This is a genomic window from Paeniglutamicibacter quisquiliarum (assembly GCF_019084045.1).
In the GTDB taxonomy this organism is placed as follows: domain Bacteria; phylum Actinomycetota; class Actinomycetes; order Actinomycetales; family Micrococcaceae; genus Paeniglutamicibacter; species Paeniglutamicibacter quisquiliarum.
The window spans coordinates 231,002-245,936 of record NZ_JAHRED010000007.1; the positions used below are offsets into that span (position 1 = coordinate 231,002).

At 68.5% G+C, this 14,935-nt stretch carries 14 protein-coding genes; 2 read left to right on the plus strand and 12 right to left on the minus strand.

Annotation, left to right across the window (positions count from 1 at the left end):
* Positions 1 to 224: 224 nt before the first annotated feature.
* Positions 225 to 998: an SDR family NAD(P)-dependent oxidoreductase gene (locus KRR55_RS14090; RefSeq protein WP_217389733.1), complete on the plus strand. Its 774-nt coding sequence runs from the start codon at positions 225 to 227 to the stop codon at positions 996 to 998.
* Positions 999 to 1,128: 130 nt separating this feature from the next.
* Here KRR55_RS14090 and KRR55_RS14095 read toward each other — a convergent pair whose 3' ends face one another.
* A complete protein-coding gene (locus KRR55_RS14095) occupies positions 1,129 to 2,328 on the minus strand; it encodes a glycine C-acetyltransferase (RefSeq protein WP_217389734.1) in 1,200 nt (399 codons plus the stop codon).
* A gap of 50 nt (positions 2,329 to 2,378) precedes the next feature.
* Complete coding sequence (gene tdh, locus KRR55_RS14100; RefSeq protein WP_217389735.1) at positions 2,379 to 3,425, minus strand: L-threonine 3-dehydrogenase; 1,047 nt, start codon at positions 3,423 to 3,425, stop codon at positions 2,379 to 2,381.
* 130 nt (positions 3,426 to 3,555) lie between these two features.
* Between tdh and KRR55_RS14105 the strand changes: the two genes are divergently transcribed.
* The gene (locus tag KRR55_RS14105; protein ID WP_217389736.1) at positions 3,556 to 4,470 is read left to right on the plus strand and encodes a LysR family transcriptional regulator; all 915 of its coding nucleotides are present in this window, start codon (positions 3,556 to 3,558) and stop codon (positions 4,468 to 4,470) included.
* Between the two features lie 78 nt (positions 4,471 to 4,548).
* Here KRR55_RS14105 and KRR55_RS14110 read toward each other — a convergent pair whose 3' ends face one another.
* From KRR55_RS14110 to KRR55_RS14155, 10 genes are all read right to left on the minus strand, one after another.
* Positions 4,549 to 5,727 (minus strand): Gfo/Idh/MocA family protein, encoded by a 1,179-nt coding sequence (locus KRR55_RS14110; protein WP_217389737.1) that lies wholly within the window; start codon positions 5,725 to 5,727, stop codon positions 4,549 to 4,551.
* Positions 5,728 to 5,862: 135 nt separating this feature from the next.
* The gene (locus KRR55_RS14115; RefSeq protein ID WP_336245124.1) at positions 5,863 to 6,909 is read right to left on the minus strand and encodes an ABC transporter ATP-binding protein; all 1,047 of its coding nucleotides are present in this window, start codon (positions 6,907 to 6,909) and stop codon (positions 5,863 to 5,865) included.
* Positions 6,896 to 7,927, minus strand: a complete 1,032-nt coding sequence (locus KRR55_RS14120; protein ID WP_336245125.1) for an ABC transporter ATP-binding protein — start codon at positions 7,925 to 7,927, stop codon at positions 6,896 to 6,898. Before KRR55_RS14120 ends, KRR55_RS14115 begins: the two co-directional genes overlap by 14 nt.
* Positions 7,928 to 8,902 (minus strand): ABC transporter permease, encoded by a 975-nt coding sequence (locus KRR55_RS14125; RefSeq protein ID WP_217389738.1) that lies wholly within the window; start codon positions 8,900 to 8,902, stop codon positions 7,928 to 7,930.
* Entirely contained in the window at positions 8,899 to 9,822 is a 924-nt protein-coding gene (locus KRR55_RS14130; RefSeq protein WP_217389739.1) for an ABC transporter permease, read from the minus strand. The genes KRR55_RS14125 and KRR55_RS14130 overlap by 4 nt, the downstream gene beginning before the upstream one ends.
* 109 nt (positions 9,823 to 9,931) lie before the next feature.
* Entirely contained in the window at positions 9,932 to 11,524 is a 1,593-nt protein-coding gene (locus tag KRR55_RS14135) for a peptide ABC transporter substrate-binding protein (protein ID WP_217389740.1), read from the minus strand.
* 193 nt (positions 11,525 to 11,717) lie between these two features.
* Positions 11,718 to 12,947: an ROK family protein gene (locus KRR55_RS14140; protein ID WP_217389741.1), complete on the minus strand. Its 1,230-nt coding sequence runs from the start codon at positions 12,945 to 12,947 to the stop codon at positions 11,718 to 11,720.
* Between the two features lie 183 nt (positions 12,948 to 13,130).
* A complete protein-coding gene (locus KRR55_RS14145; protein WP_217389742.1) occupies positions 13,131 to 14,051 on the minus strand; it encodes an aminoglycoside phosphotransferase family protein in 921 nt (306 codons plus the stop codon).
* Complete coding sequence (locus KRR55_RS14150) at positions 14,048 to 14,443, minus strand: VOC family protein (RefSeq protein ID WP_217389743.1); 396 nt, start codon at positions 14,441 to 14,443, stop codon at positions 14,048 to 14,050. The genes KRR55_RS14145 and KRR55_RS14150 overlap by 4 nt, the downstream gene beginning before the upstream one ends.
* Positions 14,440 to 14,853 carry an ArsR/SmtB family transcription factor gene (locus tag KRR55_RS14155; protein ID WP_217389744.1) on the minus strand — a complete coding sequence of 138 codons (414 nt, stop codon included), beginning with the start codon at positions 14,851 to 14,853 and terminating at the stop codon, positions 14,440 to 14,442. The genes KRR55_RS14150 and KRR55_RS14155 overlap by 4 nt, the downstream gene beginning before the upstream one ends.
* Positions 14,854 to 14,935 lie beyond the last annotated feature (82 nt).

Consider the following 14,935-nt stretch of genomic DNA (forward strand, 5'->3'; position numbering starts at 1 on the left):
TTACCTTTCGGACAAACCGGCGGTTCCGCCTTTGGGACCACCAGTGTCAACAGTCAACAGGTTACGCCCTCTACTGTGATGCACGCCACCGGCCATTGTCAACAGTCAACCGTTGACTCATTTTTATGGTTGACTGTTGACAGTCAACGGGAATATGGTGTTGGCAGTCACATCGGAACATCTGGCCAGAGGCGGCACCGCCGCGGCCCACGAAGGAGCGCACCATGAGCAATACACCCCGCACCGCTGTCATCACCGGCGCCGCATCGCCCCAGGGCATCGGCATGGCCGTCGCCGATCGGTACGCCCGCCTCGGCTGGGCCGTTGTCGTTCTCGACCTGGATGGCGAAAAGTCCGCAAAGGTCGCCGCTGAAATCGGATCCACACACGATGTGGCAGCGTTCGGCTACGCCGTTGACGTGGCGGACGAGGCCTCCGTGGCGGCTGCATATCACGCGGTGCGCGAAGAGGTGGCTTCAGGCAACCTGCCACCGGTGGGAGCACTTGCCAACATCGCCGGAATCACGTCCCCCGTTCCCTTCCTGGAGACCACGCGCGAACTCTGGGACAAGGTCATGGCCGTCAACGCCACCGGGACCTACCTCGCCACCAAGGCGTTTCTTCCGGACATGCTTGAGAACGGATGGGGACGCATCGTGAACATGTCCTCCGTTTCGGCACAGCGCGGTGGCGGCGTTTTCGGCAAGGTCCCCTACTCCGCGGCCAAGGCGGCGATCCTCGGGTTCACCAAGGCGTTGGCCCGCGAACTCGAGGACAGCGGAGTGACGGTCAACGCGGTCACACCGGGCGCCGTCGACACCAACATCCGGGTCGGTTCGACGCCCGAGACCGAGGCCGCCATCGCTCGTGACATCCCGCTGGGGCGCACCGCCACCACCGAGGAGGTCGCAGCGGTCATCACCTTCCTCTCCAGCGAGGATGCTTCCTACCTCACGGGAGGAACCCTGGACATCAATGGCGGCAGCCACCTGCACTAACGCGGGTCGCGCCTGGAAGCCGTCGGCGGCGAGGCACCCGAGGCATCGCCCGGGACTGCCATGGCCCGCAAACAAAAGGATCGCCTGCACTCCCCCAATAAGGGAGTGCAGGCGATCCTTTGCTTTGCCTCTAGCGGCTGGCGACGAACGCCTGCACGCAGGTCTCGATGTCCTCGGCCGAGTGGGCCGCCGAAAGCTGGACGCGGATGCGCGCGGCGCCCTTGGGCACCACCGGGAAGCTGAAGGCGGTGACGAAGACGCCGTGGTCCAGCATCTTGCCGGCAACCTCCGCGGCCTTGACGGCATCGCCGAACATCACCGGGATGATGGCGTGCTCGCCCTCGAGCAGCTCGAAGCCTTCCTCGGTCATGCGGCGGCGGAAGAGCGCGGCGTTGGCGAAGAGCTTCTCGCGCAGCTCGCCCGAGCCCTCGACCAGTTCCAGCGCCTTGAGGGTTGCCGCGACGATGGCAGGGGCCAGCGAGTTGGAGAACAGGTAGGGGCGCGCCTTCTGACGCAGCATCGCCACGATCTCCCCGCGGCCCGAGACGTAGCCGCCCGAGGCCCCGCCCAGGGCCTTGCCGAAGGTGCCGGTGTAGATGTCCACGCGGTCCGAGACGCCCGCGTGCTCGGGGGTGCCGGCGCCGGTGGCGCCCATGAAGCCCACGGCGTGGGAGTCATCGACCATGACCAGGGCGTCGTACTTGTCGGCCAGGTCGCAGATCTCCGCCAGCGGCGCCAGGTAGCCGTCCATGGAGAAGACGCCGTCGGTGACGATGATGGTGCGGCGGGCGCCCTTGCCGTCGTTCATTGCGGCGGCTGCCTGCAGCTGGGTTTCCAGGTCCGCCATGTCCTGGTTCGCATAGCGGAAGCGCGCCGCCTTGGACAGGCGGATGCCGTCGATGATCGAGGCGTGGTTCAGCGCGTCGGAGATGATGGCGTCGCCCGCGCCGAAGAGCGACTCGAAGACGCCCCCGTTGGCGTCGAAGCAGCTGGAGAACAGGATGGTGTCCTCGGTGCCCAGGAACTGGGAGACCGCTGCCTCCAGTTCCAGGTGCAGGTCCTGGGTGCCGCAGATGAAGCGGACCGAGGCCATGCCGAAGCCGCGGGAATCCATGGCGTCCTTGGCGGCGGTGATGATGCGCTCGTCGTCGGCCAGGCCCAGGTAGTTGTTGGCGCAGAAGTTCACGACCGGCCTGGCCGCGGAGCCGAGCTCGCCGGCGGAGATGCGGGCGGACTGGGCGGAGTCGATGTGGCGTTCGGACTTGAACAGGCCGTCGGTGCGCAGCTGCGCCAGTTCGGCTGCCAGCTCGTCTTTCATGGTGGTGTACATGTGCTTCTCCTGGAAGTCGCGTCGGAAGGTGGAAGAGGCTTGGGGAGAGTTTAGAAGACGGTCCAGTCGAGGACGACCTTGCCGCCGTGGCCGGAGCGGGCGGCCTCGAAGCCCTTTTCCCATTCGGTGGCCGGCAGGTAGTCGGTGACCACCGAGGAGATGCGCTCACGCAGCACCGGGTTGGAGGTGAGCATCGCGCTCATGGCGTACCAGGTCTCGAACATCTCGCGGCCGTAGATGCCCTTGAGCGTGAGCATGTGGGTGACGACCTTGCCCCAGTCGATGTCGATGGAGCTGGAGGGCAGGCCCAGCATGGAGATGTGCCCGCCGTGGTTCATGTTCTCGATCATCTCCGGCAGGGCCGTGGGGTGGCCCGACATTTCCATGCCGAAGTCGAAGCCCTCGACCATCCCGAGCTCGCGCTGGGCGTCCTTGATGCGGGTCTTGGAGACGTCGATCGCCAGGTCCACGCCCATGCCGCGGGCCAGTTCCAGGCGCTCGGGCGACACGTCGGTGATGGCGATCTTGCGTGCGCCCGCGTGGCGGGCAACGGCGACGGCCATCAGCCCGATGGGCCCGGCACCGGTGATCAGCACGTCCTCGCCGACCAGCGGGAAGGACAGCGCGGTGTGCACTGCATTGCCGAACGGGTCGAAGATCGCCCCGAGCTCCGGGGTGATCGAGGGGTCGCGGTGCACCCAGACGTTGGCCTCGGGGATGACGACGAATTCGGCGAAGGCGCCGTCGCGCTGCACGCCCACCGAGACGGTGTTGATGCACATCTGGCGGCGTCCGGCGCGGCAGTTGCGGCACATGCCGCAGACCACGTGGCCCTCGCCGGAGACCCGGTCCCCGACCTTCACGGTGTGGACGTCGGACCCGACCTCCACGACCTCGCCGTAGAATTCGTGGCCCGGGATCATCGGCGCCTTGATCATGGCCTTGGCGGCGTCGTCGTAGGCCTGGATGTGCAGGTCGGTGCCGCAGATGCCGGCCGTCATCACGCGGATCTTCACGTCGTGGAACCCGGTGGCGGGTTCGGGGCGGTCCACGAGCTCGAATCCGGCGTGGGGTCCGGACTTGTACAGTGCCTTCATCGGTGTTTCCTCACTTGCGCCGGTCCGAGCGCGTTCATGGACGAGTCGACTCCAGTCTGGCATCTCGCACCCGCGGTGGATACCTTAGAAGATACGCAGGTTTCTCAATCAACGATTTAGGATTGACTACATGGAAGTCCACCAGCTGCAGATCCTGCGCGAACTCGGCGACCTCGGCTCGGTCAAGGCCGTGGCCAGCGCCCTCTATGTCACCCCCTCGGCGGTCTCGCAGCAGCTGGCCCTGCTGCAGCGCAACATCCACGTGCCGCTGACCCGCAAGGAGGGACGGAACCTGGTGCTCACCGAGGCCGGGGAGGTGCTGGCCGCCGCCGGGGCCTCGGTGATTTCCTCGCTGGCCGCCGCCCGCGCGGCGATCGGCGAGTTCCAGGAGAGCCCCGCCGCTCCGGTGACCGTGGCAGGGTTCCACTCCGTGGGGCAGGCACTCTTCGGCCCGCTGCTGGCCAAGCTCGATGCCCCCGGGGCCCCGGTGCCGCAGTTCTTCGACGAGGACGTCGCCCAGCAGGACTTCCCGGCGCTGACAGCCCGCTACGACCTGGTGCTGGCCCACCGCATGGACTACTCCCCGCCCTGGCCGGCGGACAAGGTGGTGGTTTCCGCCCTTGCGCACGAACCGCTGGACATCGCGCTGCCCTCCCACCACCGGCTCGCCTCCCGGGCGGCACTGCGCCCGGGGGACCTGGCCGGCGAGCGCTGGGTGGTCAGCCGCGAGGGCTACTCCCCCGCAGACGTGCTCAAGGCCATCAGCGCGGTGTCCGGGGATGCGCCGCGGGTCATCCACCGCATCAACGACTACGCCACCGTGGCCGCACTGGTTGCCTCCGGGGATGTGCTGGGTGTCATCCCGCGCTACACCGCCGGATCGGCGCTGGGCACCTCCGTGGTGCTCCGGCCGCTGGAGGGCATCGCCAACCGGCGGCGCATCGACCTGCTGGCGCGGCCAGAATCGATGCACCGGCGCAGCGTGCAGCTGGTGGCGGCCGCCATGGGCGAGGCCATGGCCGGGCTCAGCGGCGAACACGGGTAGCCGGCAGCACCGGCACAGGGAAGGCGCACCTCCGCGGAATCCCCCGGCCGAGGTGTGCCTTTCCTGCCGCCGGCAGGGCTACGCGTTCACGCGTTCCTGGTTGGCGGCGAAGTACGCCAGCACTTCCCCGCTGAGCGCCGGGACCTGCCTGGCCGATCCGTCGGTGCGCAGCGACTCGGTGGCCAGCACGCCGGCGGCAACTGCGGCACGGGCCGCAACCGGCGAGGTCTCGGTCGGCCCGCCCTGCGCGGCGAAGCGCAGGAACTCGGCGATCAGGCGCGGATCCGCGCCGCCGTGCCCGCCGTCCGCAGCCTCGATCTCCACCTCGAGGTCCGCCGCCACGTAGCCGTCCTGGCTGCGGGTGTTCCACACCTTGATGGTGTCGCCGGCGTCGTCGCCAAAGTTTTCCAGGCGCCCGGCGGTGCCGATGACGGTGTAGTTCCGCCAGTAGTCGGGAGTGAAGTGGCACTGCTGGTAGGAGGCCAGCACGCCGTTGTCCAGCCGCATCTGCATCATGGAAATGTCTTCCACGTCGATGACCGGGTTCAGGTCCCGCTGGGCCGCCGGCGGCCAGTTCTCCAGCGAGAACCAGTCCCCCATGCGCCGGTCGGTGTTGTCCCGGCGCGAGGCGACGTCACCATAGACGGCCAGGTCGCCGACCGCGGAGACCGACTCGGTGTAGCCGCCGGCCAGCCAGTGGATCACGTCGATGTCGTGGGCGCCCTTTTGCAGCAGCAGGCTCGTGGTGTTCCTGCGCTCGGCGTGCCAGTCCTTGAAGTAGTAGTCCCCGCCGTTGCCCACGAAGTGGCGGCACCACACGGCCTTGACCGTGCCGATGGCACCGGATTCGATGATCCCGCGCATCTGGCGGATCACCGGCATGTGGCGCATGTTGTGCCCGACGTAGAGCCGGGTTCCGGTGCGGAAGGCAGTTTCCAGCAGGCCGTCGACGGCCTCCAGGGTGACATCCAGCGGCTTTTCGCAGAACGTCGGGATGCCCGCCTCCAGGGTGCGCCGGGCGACGAGCGCGTGCTGGTTGTCGGGGGTCAGCACCAGCACCGCGTCCAGGCCCGCCCCCAGCAACTCGTCCAGGTCCGCGGTGATGATGGCCCCGGGCAGCTTGGCCGCGGCGTCGGCGCGGCCGCGCTCGGAGGTGTCGCACACCATGGCCACCACCGAGCCCTGGCCGGGGCGGTGGGCGTGCTTGTACAGGCCGGAGCGCAGGCCGAAGCCGACGACACCTACTTTGAGATCCACGAAATTACTCCTTAGTGACTAAAACATTTGGGCGCCTGCGGCGGCACGTCGTGGTGGACACGCGGCCGGGGCGGTTGGGGGGGCTTGCGGTTCTTCCGCGTTGGGAGGCGCGGAAGACCCGGGGCGGGGGTGGCGCTAGCCGGCTGAGACATCCAGCGCGAAGTGGCACCGGGAGACGTGGGTGTCGCTGATCCGGATGAGCTCCGGTTCCCGCTGCGCACAGATCGCCTGGGCCATGGGGCAGCGGGTGTGGAACCTGCAGCCCGCCGGCGGGTCGATGGGCGAGGGCGGGTCCCCCTGCAGCACGATCCGCTCCCTGTCGGTGCCGTCGTTCTTGCGCAGCTCGGGGGCGGCCGACAGCAGGGCCCGGGTGTAGGGCTGCCCGGTGCGATCGTAGACATCTGCATAGCTGCCCAGCTCGACCACGCGTCCCAGGTACATGGTGGCCACCCGGTCCGCGATGTGCCGCACGATCTGCAGGTCGTGGGCGATGAACAGGTAGCTCAGGCCCAGTTCCCCCTGCAGGTCATCGAGCAGGTTCACCACCTGGGCGCGCACCGAGACATCCAGCGCGGATACCGGCTCGTCGCAGATGAGCATCTGGGGGTTCAGCGCGATGCCGCGGGCGATGCCGATGCGTTGCTGCTGCCCGCCGGAGAAGTTGTGCGGGTACCGGTCCGCGTGGTTCGGGTTCAGCCCCACCAGTTCCAGCAGCTCCTTGATCTTCGCCCGGCGTCCGGCCTTCGGGGCCACCTCCGGGTGGATCTCGAAGGGTTCTGCGACCAGCTCTTCCACCGTCATGCGCGGGTTCAGCGAGGAGTACGGGTCCTGGAAGATCAGCTGGATGTTGCGGCGCATTTCGCGCTTCTCATCTCCCCGCAGGTCGTTGATGTCCTGGCCGCGGAAATACACCCGGCCCTCCGTCGGCTTCTCCAGCCCGGCCATCACCCTGGCCAAGGTGGACTTGCCGCAGCCGGACTCCCCGATCACGCCCAGGGTCTCCCCCGCGTTCACCGAAAGGTCCACACCGTCCAGGGCCTTGACGAACTTGCGCGGGCCGATCGGCAGGTGGCGGTGCACCGCATAGTGCTGCTTCACCGCGCGCATTTCCATCAGCGGGGCGCCCGCCGGCATCGTCCCGGTTCCCGCCGCGATCTGCGTACTGGTGCTAGGCGTGGGCATGGGCCAGGACCTCCCGGGTCTGGAAGCAGGCGCTGTGCCGTGCCTCGTCGATTGATTCCAGTGCGGGGATGGCCGTGAGGCATTCCGCGGTGCCGAAGGGGCAGCGGTTGGCAAAGCTGCAGCCGACGGGCAGGTTCAACAGGTCAGGCGGCGTGCCGGGGATCGCCGGCAGCCGGTGGCCCTTGAGCTCCTCCCCGGCGATCGAGGCGGCCAGGCCCCTGGAGTACGGGTGGCCGGGTCGCGAGAGCACCTCGGCGGTGGGACCGTGCTCCACGATGCGGCCGGCATACATGACGGCGACCTGGTCGGTGACCTCCCTGACCACGGATATGTCGTGGGTGATCAGGATCAGCCCCATGTTCCGCTCCTCCTGCTGTTCCTTGAGCAGCTCGAGGATCTGCGCCTGGACGGTGACATCCAGCGCGGTGGTCGGTTCGTCGGCGATCAGCAGCACCGGGTCTAGGGCCAGCGCCATGGCGATGACGATGCGCTGGCGCATGCCGCCGGAGAACTGGTGCGGGTAGTCGTTCACCCGCGAGGCCGCGGCGGGGATCCTCACCTTGTCCATCATCTTGATGGCCGCTGCCTTGGCGTCCCGGCGGGAGTACCCGCGGTGCACGCGGTAGAGCTCGCCGATCTGCCGGCCCACCGGGTGGACCGGGTTCAGCGCGGTCAGCGCGTCCTGGAAGACCATCGAGACCCGGGAACCGACCAGTTGGCGGTGGCGCCTGGGGGTGATGGTGAGCAGGTCCTCGCCCTCCAGCAGGATCTCGCCGCGCGGGATGTGCGCCGGGGGCATGTCCAGGATGCCCATGATGGCCCGGGCGGTGACCGACTTGCCCGACCCGGACTCGCCCAGGATGCCCAGCGCCTGCCCGCGCCTGACCTCGAAGTTCATGCCGTTCACTGCCGTGGCGACGCCCTTGGAGGTGTTGAATTCGACCTCAAGGTCCCGCACGCGCAGCAACACCTCGTCCGCCGGCTCCCCGGCGCGGTTCTGCGGGTTCGTGGTGCTCACTTACTTGCCTTTCGGATCGAACTCATCGCGCATGGCCTCGCCAAAGAGCACGAAACCCAGCACGGTGATGGTCAGGAAAATCGCCGGGAAGACCAGCAGGTGCGGGGCCGCGGAGATGTACTCGCGCGCCGCCGCAAGCTGCAGGCCCCAGGACACCGAGGGAGGGGTGAGCCCGATGCCGATGAAGGTCAGGCCGGCCTCGGCGGAGATCACCCCGCCGATGCCCAGGGTCTGGAGCACCAGCAACGGGGTCAGCGAGTTCGGGATGATGTGCTTGGCGATGATCCGCCCGTTCGAGGCACCCAGCAGCCGGGAGGCCTGGACGTATTCGCGGTTGCGCACCTCCATCACCGAGGAGCGCATGAACCGCACCCCGCCGGGCCAGGAGAACAGCGCCAGGGCGAAGATCACGGTCCAGACGGTGCGCTGCGAAAAGAGCTGCAGCACCACAATTGCGGCCAGGATGAACGGCAGGCCGAAGGCCATGTCGCAGGCGCGGGAAATGATCGTGTCGACCCAGCCGCCGAAGAAGCCGGCCAGCGAGCCGAGGATCGCGGAGATCACGAAGGAGATCGCGGTGACCACGATGCCCACCAGGATCGAGGCCCGCGCCCCGTAGACCACGTTGGTGTAGTAGTCGCAGCCCTGGATGTCGACGCCGAAAAGGTGCTCGGCGCTGGGCGGCTGGTTGGTCTTGAGGATGTCGCAATTCGCCGTGGGGTCAGAGCCGAACCCGGCAAAGAGCTGCGGGAAGGCTGCCATCAGCAGCATCACCGCAACGATCGAGCCCGAGATCAGGAAGCGCGGCTTGAGCCACACCGGCCCGCGGCTCCTCTTCGTCGCCGGCCGGCGGCGGGCAAGGCCGGCGGCCGGCGCCGGGACGCCTATTCCAGCCGGGGCGGTGATCGGGTTGGTCGGGGCCAACGGATCCGCGACGGGCTCCGTGGCCTGGTTGGTTTCGGTGTTCTGGCTCATATCCGCACCCTCGGGTCAATGATGCCGTAGAGCAGGTCCACGAACAGGTTGAAAAGGAGGTAGACCAGCACGAGCATCGTGGCGATGCCCACCACGACGGTGCCCTCCTTGTTGTTGATGGCGGCGACCATCAGGCCGCCGATGCCGGGGATGTTGAAGATCGCCTCGATGATCACCGCCCCGCCGAGCATGCCGGCCAGGGACAGGCCCAGGTAGGTGACCACCGGGATCATCGCGTTGCGCAGCGCGTGTCCCCAGATGACCCGGCGCGGCGAGAGGCCCTTGGCCCGTGCGGTGCGCAGGTACTCGGCCCGCAGCACGTCCACCAGGGAGGTGCGGGTCAGCCGCGCCAGCCCGGCGGAGGCCTCGATGGCCATGACCAGGGCCGGAAGGATGAAGGCCAGCGGCCATCCGGCGCGGATGCCGGCCGGATCGACCCAGCCCAGCTGGACGCCGAAGACCGTCTGCGCGCCCAGCGCGATGACGAAGCCGGGGATGCCCAGGAAGATCACGGTGAAGACCAGGGCGAAGTGGTCCCCGGCCTGTCCGTTGCGCAGTCCGCCGTAGACGCCGATCGCCAGCCCGATGACCATTTTCAGCGCCCAGGCGGTCATCGCCAGGGCAAAGGTCACCGGCAGCCGTTCCAGGATCAGGCCCAGCACGGGGCGGCCGAAGAAGTCGATGCCGAAGTTGCCCTGGACCAGGCCCAGCATGTAGTTGCCGTACTGGACCAGGAACGGGTCATCGAGGTGGTAGGCCAGCCGGATCTGCGCGACGGTCGATTCGGGCAGCGGACGCGAACCGGTCAGCGCCGCCACCGGGTCCCCGGGCATCAGGAACGTGAGTGCGTAGATGATGAAGGTGGCGCCGATGACCACCGGGACCATCTGCAGGATTCTTCGTATGGTGTAGCCAAGCATGCAACTGCTTCCTTTCGCCGCCCGGTGCGGGGCGGCATCCGCACGGGTGCCGGAGCGTGCCGGTGTTCGGCCAGCGCGCTCCGGCACCCGTGCAAGTGTCGTGCCTGGGTCAGCAGCCGTATCCGGCGCGGTAGAACTGCAGGTCGCCCTGGGCGTCGTTCATCACGGCGCACTTGGTGTGCAGGCCGAAGTCGGTCGGGATGAACAGCGGGATCGCGGGCATGTCCTTCATGACCACGGCCTCCGCCTGTGCGTACAGGGTTGCGGCCTTGGCCTCGTCCTGTTCGCCGCGGGCCGCGCGCAGCAGCTTGTCGACGCCGTCGTTCGAGTAGCCGGTGGTGACGTTGCCGTCTCCCCCGGTCTCGTACTGGCTCAGGTACTGGTCCGAGCTCTTGTACGACCAGCCCCAGAGGCCGAAGACGGCGCCTTCAAGCTTCTGGTTGTTGCGGCGGGCCTCGAGTTCGGTGCCCAGCATCGGCTTGAGCTGGACCTTGATGCCCAGGTTGTCCTGGATCTGCTTGGAGATGGCCTGGACCAGCTGCGCGTCGGAGGTCGAGTTGTGCTCGATGATGAAGGTGCCGTCGAATCCGCCGGCCTTCTTCAGCAGGTCCTTGGCGCCGGCGGCGTCAAAGGTGCACGATTCGCAGGAGCCTGCCTTGTAGGAATCCAGCGACGGCGGGACAAGGGAATCGGATGCGGCGGCGTAGCCCTGCAGCAGCGAGGCGGCGATGGCCTCGCGGTCGATCGACATGGAGATGGCCCGGCGCAGGTCCGGGTCCTCCAGGCCCTTGACGTATTCGGGGATCTGCAGCGTGTACTGCTTGGAACCGGTCTTGACCTCGTAGAGGGATTCCTCGCCGAGCTGGCTCTTGGCCTTGGAGACCATGGTCGCCGGCACGTTGCGGATCATGTCCAGGTTGTTGGCGGTCATGTCGGTGTACGCCGCATCCACCGCGGTGTAGATCTGCCCGACGAGCCTGTCCGCCCCGCCGGAGAAGCCGGCTGCGCCCTTGAAGCCGTCCCACTTTTCCAGGACGACTTCCTGGTTGTGGTTCCAGGAGACGAACTTGTACGGGCCGTTGGAGACCGGGTTCTCCTCGTAGGCCTTCGGGTCGCTGAAGGCGGCCTCCGGAAGCGGGCACAGCGGCGAGGTGGAAAGCACCTTCGGGAAGTCCGCGTTGGCCGCGTTGAGGGTGACCTCGAGGTTGTTCCCATCGATGACCTTCACGCCCGAGAGCGTCTTGGTCGTCGGCTTGGAGCCGTCGGTGGGGTTCAGTTCCTTGTACCCCTTGAAGGAAACGAAGCTGCCGTTGCCCTGCCAGGCGTTCGAGCCCGTGGCGGTCTTGGCCCAGGCCTTGGCGAACGAGTCGGCGGTCACCGGCGAGCCGTCCTGGAAGGTCCACCCCTCCTGCAGCTCGATGTTCCAGGTGGTGGCATCCTCGCTCGTGACCGACTTGGCGGCCAGCGGCTCCAGCTCCTGCGTCTCGACGTTCACCTCCATGAGGTTCGCGCAGGTCGCCATGGCGACCTGGCTTCCCGGGGACTCGTGCGGGACCAGCGACGTTGGCTCGGCCAGCTGGAACGAGAGGCGCTTCTCGCCACCGGCCGCCCCTCCGGCCTCCGCCCCGACCGAACAACCGCTGGCCGCCAGCATGAACGCTGCGGACGCCGCTGCGACGGCAATCAACTTCTTCTTCGACATGATGCTCCTCGTGTACGAATGACCCGTGTTACTCCGCCGTGCGCGACGGTGTTGGCCAGGCAACCACAGGGTGTGATTAGCCTCACCACTTATTTCACGCTCTAAAATAAACCAGACGAAGCGACGCATGTCAACAAATCCGGCCGCGCTTCCCGCGGTGCGGCCTCTGCCGGCGAGGTTCGGCGGCATTCGGCTAGGTCGCCGGCAGGACCTCGGGAACCGCATGCCCCAGGGGGTCGGCGAGGATCGCATCGACCATGGTCGAGGCGGCAAACAGCGAGAGGGAGAAAACGTGGTCGGAGGACAGCACGACCCGGCCCGCGGCACCGGCCCCCGCGTGTGCGGTGCGGGACACCTCGGCCAGCAGGGAGGCGAAGACCGCCGGCGTCTCGGCCGGGGTTCCCGCGACCACCAGCAGTTCCGGATCGTGGATGTCGATGAGCTGGCTCGCGGCCCGGCCCACATAGCGGTTGCGCTGTTCAAGCACGGAAATCGCCGCCTCGTTTCCGGCCAGGGCCAGCTCCAGTACGTGTTCGATGTGCTGCACCTGCCCCAGGCCCCGGCGCCGGGCCTCCGCTGTCACCGCGTCGTCGGATCCCATCACCGCCAGGCACCCGGTCTTGCCGCAGGGACACGGAACCTGCCGGTCGCTGACGCGCAGGTGCGCGATCTGCCCGGCCGTCTGGCTGAACCCCGCGCGGATCCGGCCGTCGTCGACCATCACCGAACCGATGTCGGCGGTGATGACCATCAGGACGAAGTCGTTGGACTGCCGCCCGTGGCCGTACAGCAGCTCCGACTGGGCCGCCGCACGCGCGTTGTTCTCGAGGATGACCGGGGCCGGCAGGCGGCCGCGCAGCAGCTCCATCACGTGCACGTCGTGCCAGCCCGCCCCGGGGTTGTCGATGATCACCCCGGCGGGCCTGTCCACGATGCCGCCGGTGGCGATGCCGGTCCCCAGCAGCTGCCTGCCGCGGGCGTGGCCGTCCACCAGGACCTCGGCCGCCGCAACCACCAGGTCGATCGACTCCCCGGCCCCCTTGCCGGCGTGCGGCACCAACACGGAGGCCTGCTCCAGGCCGTCAAGCCCCATCAACACCACCCCCGAGGTCCGCGGGCCCAGGTGGATGCCCAGCACCAGGGGGTTCTTGGCGTTGATCTCCAGCGGGATCCGCGGGCGCCCCTGCCCGCCGGCGGAGGAGGGCAGGGCCAGCAGCAGCCCCGCCTCCAGCAGGGCCGAGGCGATGTTGGTGACAGATGCGGCACTGAGCCCCAGCTGGGCCGCGATCTCGGAGCGGGACAGGCCGGGGTGGCCGAACACGTGCTTCATGACGGCCGCGGTGTTCAGCCGGCGCAGGTCGTCGCCGCGATGGCCGCGGCCGTTGCGCGGGCCTCCGGCAGGGTCCCGTTCGAGGTGTTCCATAGAGCCACGCTTTCCATTTCTCGCCCGCCCGGGCCGCTGGGCCGGCACGGATGGGCCGCCAACACGGCCGGAACCGCGCCGGCAATCCACGGCACCGGTTTTCCGACCTTACCCAGCGAATCCGCCGAATCCGAATTTTCCGCGCATCGTGAACCCCGAGGTCACCTGCGGAACCCGGCCCGCCTAGGAATCGGAAAGCAGATGGTCGATCCCGTGGGCGCCGACCCCGTGCAGCGGATCGTCCTGCGGCAGCCCGGACATCAGCGCCGCGTAGTTCGCCGCCCACGCCCGGGCGCGGATCCACGTTCCGGGCGAATACAGCCGGTGGCCCTCGAGCCGTTCCCGGAATTCCGCGCGTCCCCGCGGCGTGAAGTGCAGCCACGCCACCGCCAGGTCGCTGGCCGGGTCCCCCGCGGTCAGGTCCCCGAAGTCGATCACCGCACCGAGCCGCTCCGCCGGTCGGCCTTCGCCGCCGGCAGCCTCGTCACGCACGAGCATGTTGTGCGGGTGCGGATCCCCGTGCAGCCACAGGCGCGCACCGACGTGCCCATCCGCGGCGAGCCCCTGTTCCCAGATGGACAGCAGTGCCCCGCGTTCCGGGGCGGGCACCGCCTGGAGGCGCGACCTCACGGCCTCGTCCCGCTCCCGCAGCGGCACCCCGCGCACCGCATTGCGCGGGGCATCGGCCGGGGCCGGCACATGCAGTGCCCGGAAGAACGCGGCCAGCGCCGGGGCGTAGTCGTCGCGGACCTGCGCCGGCACCGTCGCCGCGCTGCGCCCGGACAGCCAGGGCACGACCACCCAGTGGTACGGGTAGCCCTCCCCCGGCTTGCCCCGATGCAGCGGGACGGGCACCTGCAGCGGCAAGCGGGGCGCCAAGAACGGCAGCCAGCGGATCTCGTTGAGCAGCAGCGCATGGGCCAGGTCCCGGCGCGGCAGGCGCACGGCAAGATCGGGTCCCAGCCGGTAGATCGCGTTGTCCCAGCCGTCGTCGGCGAACCTGACCTCCAGCCCCGCCAGCTGGGGGAACTGCCCGCGGACCAGCGCGCGGACCAGCTCCGGATCCACGCGCACGTCGGCCGCGGGCCGGGGCGTGCGGCTCACGCCTCCTCGTTCATCGCCGCGATCTGGATCAGGTTCCCGCAGGTGTCGTCGAACACTGCGGTGGTCACCGGCCCCATGGCCGTCGGCGGCTGGGTGAACTCGACGCCCAGGCCCACCAGCCGGTCGTACTCGGCCTGCACGTCGGCGACCGCGAAGGAGGTGAACGGGATCCCGTCGGCCACCAGCGCGTCGCGGAACGGCTTCACGGCCGGGTGGCTGGCCGGCTCCAGCACCAGCTCAACCCCGTCGGGGTCCTCCGGCGAGACGACGGTCAGCCAGGAGAACTCGCCCATCGGGACCTCGGTCTTCTTCACGAACCCCAGCGTGGCCGTGTAGAACTCCAGCGCCTTGGCCTGGTCGCTGACCAGCACGCTGGCAAGATTGATCCTCATGGTTTCTTCCCTTCCGACGATGGCGAAGTGCCCGTGCGCGGCGCGCCCGGGCCGGCGGTGCCGCCCATGGCTTCGGTTTCATTCGCGGTGGACGGCCGCCCGGCCTCCGGCGCAGCCGTTGACGCGGCCGTGTCCTGCCGGCCCGCCTCCGGCCAGCGCTCGGCGATCCGGCGCAACGGCGCGGTGTCCACGTAGTGGAACTTGAAGCGGCCCGAGCGCTCGCTGCGCACCAGCCCCGCCGACTCAAGCACCGCCAGGTGCTGCGAAATCGCCTGCCGGCTCGGGTTGATGCCGTGCCGCGAGGACAACCGGTTGCAGATCTCAAAGAGCGTCTGCCCGGTGCGCTCCACCAGCTCGTCCAGGATCACCGCCCGGGTCGGGTCCGCCAGCGCCTTCAACAGCTCTTCCACACCACCATTAAGGCAAGCCCACGCTTGCCTGTCAAGAGCCACCGCCTGTTCCATCCGCGTTGTCCACATCCCCGCGCACCGA

Excerpts from the sequence above, each read along its gene's own strand:
- KRR55_RS14140 (WP_217389741.1), bottom strand. The coding sequence starts at position 12,947 with ATGGAACACCTCGAACGGGACCCTGCCGGAGGCCCGCGCAACGGCCGC.
- KRR55_RS14130 (WP_217389739.1), bottom strand. The coding sequence starts at position 9,822 with ATGCTTGGCTACACCATACGAAGAATCCTGCAGATGGTCCCGGTGGTC.
- KRR55_RS14115 (WP_336245124.1), bottom strand. The coding sequence starts at position 6,909 with ATGCCCACGCCTAGCACCAGTACGCAGATCGCGGCGGGAACCGGGACG.
- tdh (WP_217389735.1), bottom strand. The coding sequence starts at position 3,425 with ATGAAGGCACTGTACAAGTCCGGACCCCACGCCGGATTCGAGCTCGTG.
- KRR55_RS14105 (WP_217389736.1), top strand. The coding sequence starts at position 3,556 with ATGGAAGTCCACCAGCTGCAGATCCTGCGCGAACTCGGCGACCTCGGC.
- KRR55_RS14125 (WP_217389738.1), bottom strand. The coding sequence starts at position 8,902 with ATGAGCCAGAACACCGAAACCAACCAGGCCACGGAGCCCGTCGCGGAT.
- KRR55_RS14135 (WP_217389740.1), bottom strand. The coding sequence starts at position 11,524 with ATGTCGAAGAAGAAGTTGATTGCCGTCGCAGCGGCGTCCGCAGCGTTC.
- KRR55_RS14095 (WP_217389734.1), bottom strand. The coding sequence starts at position 2,328 with ATGTACACCACCATGAAAGACGAGCTGGCAGCCGAACTGGCGCAGCTG.
- KRR55_RS14090 (WP_217389733.1), top strand. The coding sequence starts at position 225 with ATGAGCAATACACCCCGCACCGCTGTCATCACCGGCGCCGCATCGCCC.
- KRR55_RS14150 (WP_217389743.1), bottom strand. The coding sequence starts at position 14,443 with ATGAGGATCAATCTTGCCAGCGTGCTGGTCAGCGACCAGGCCAAGGCG.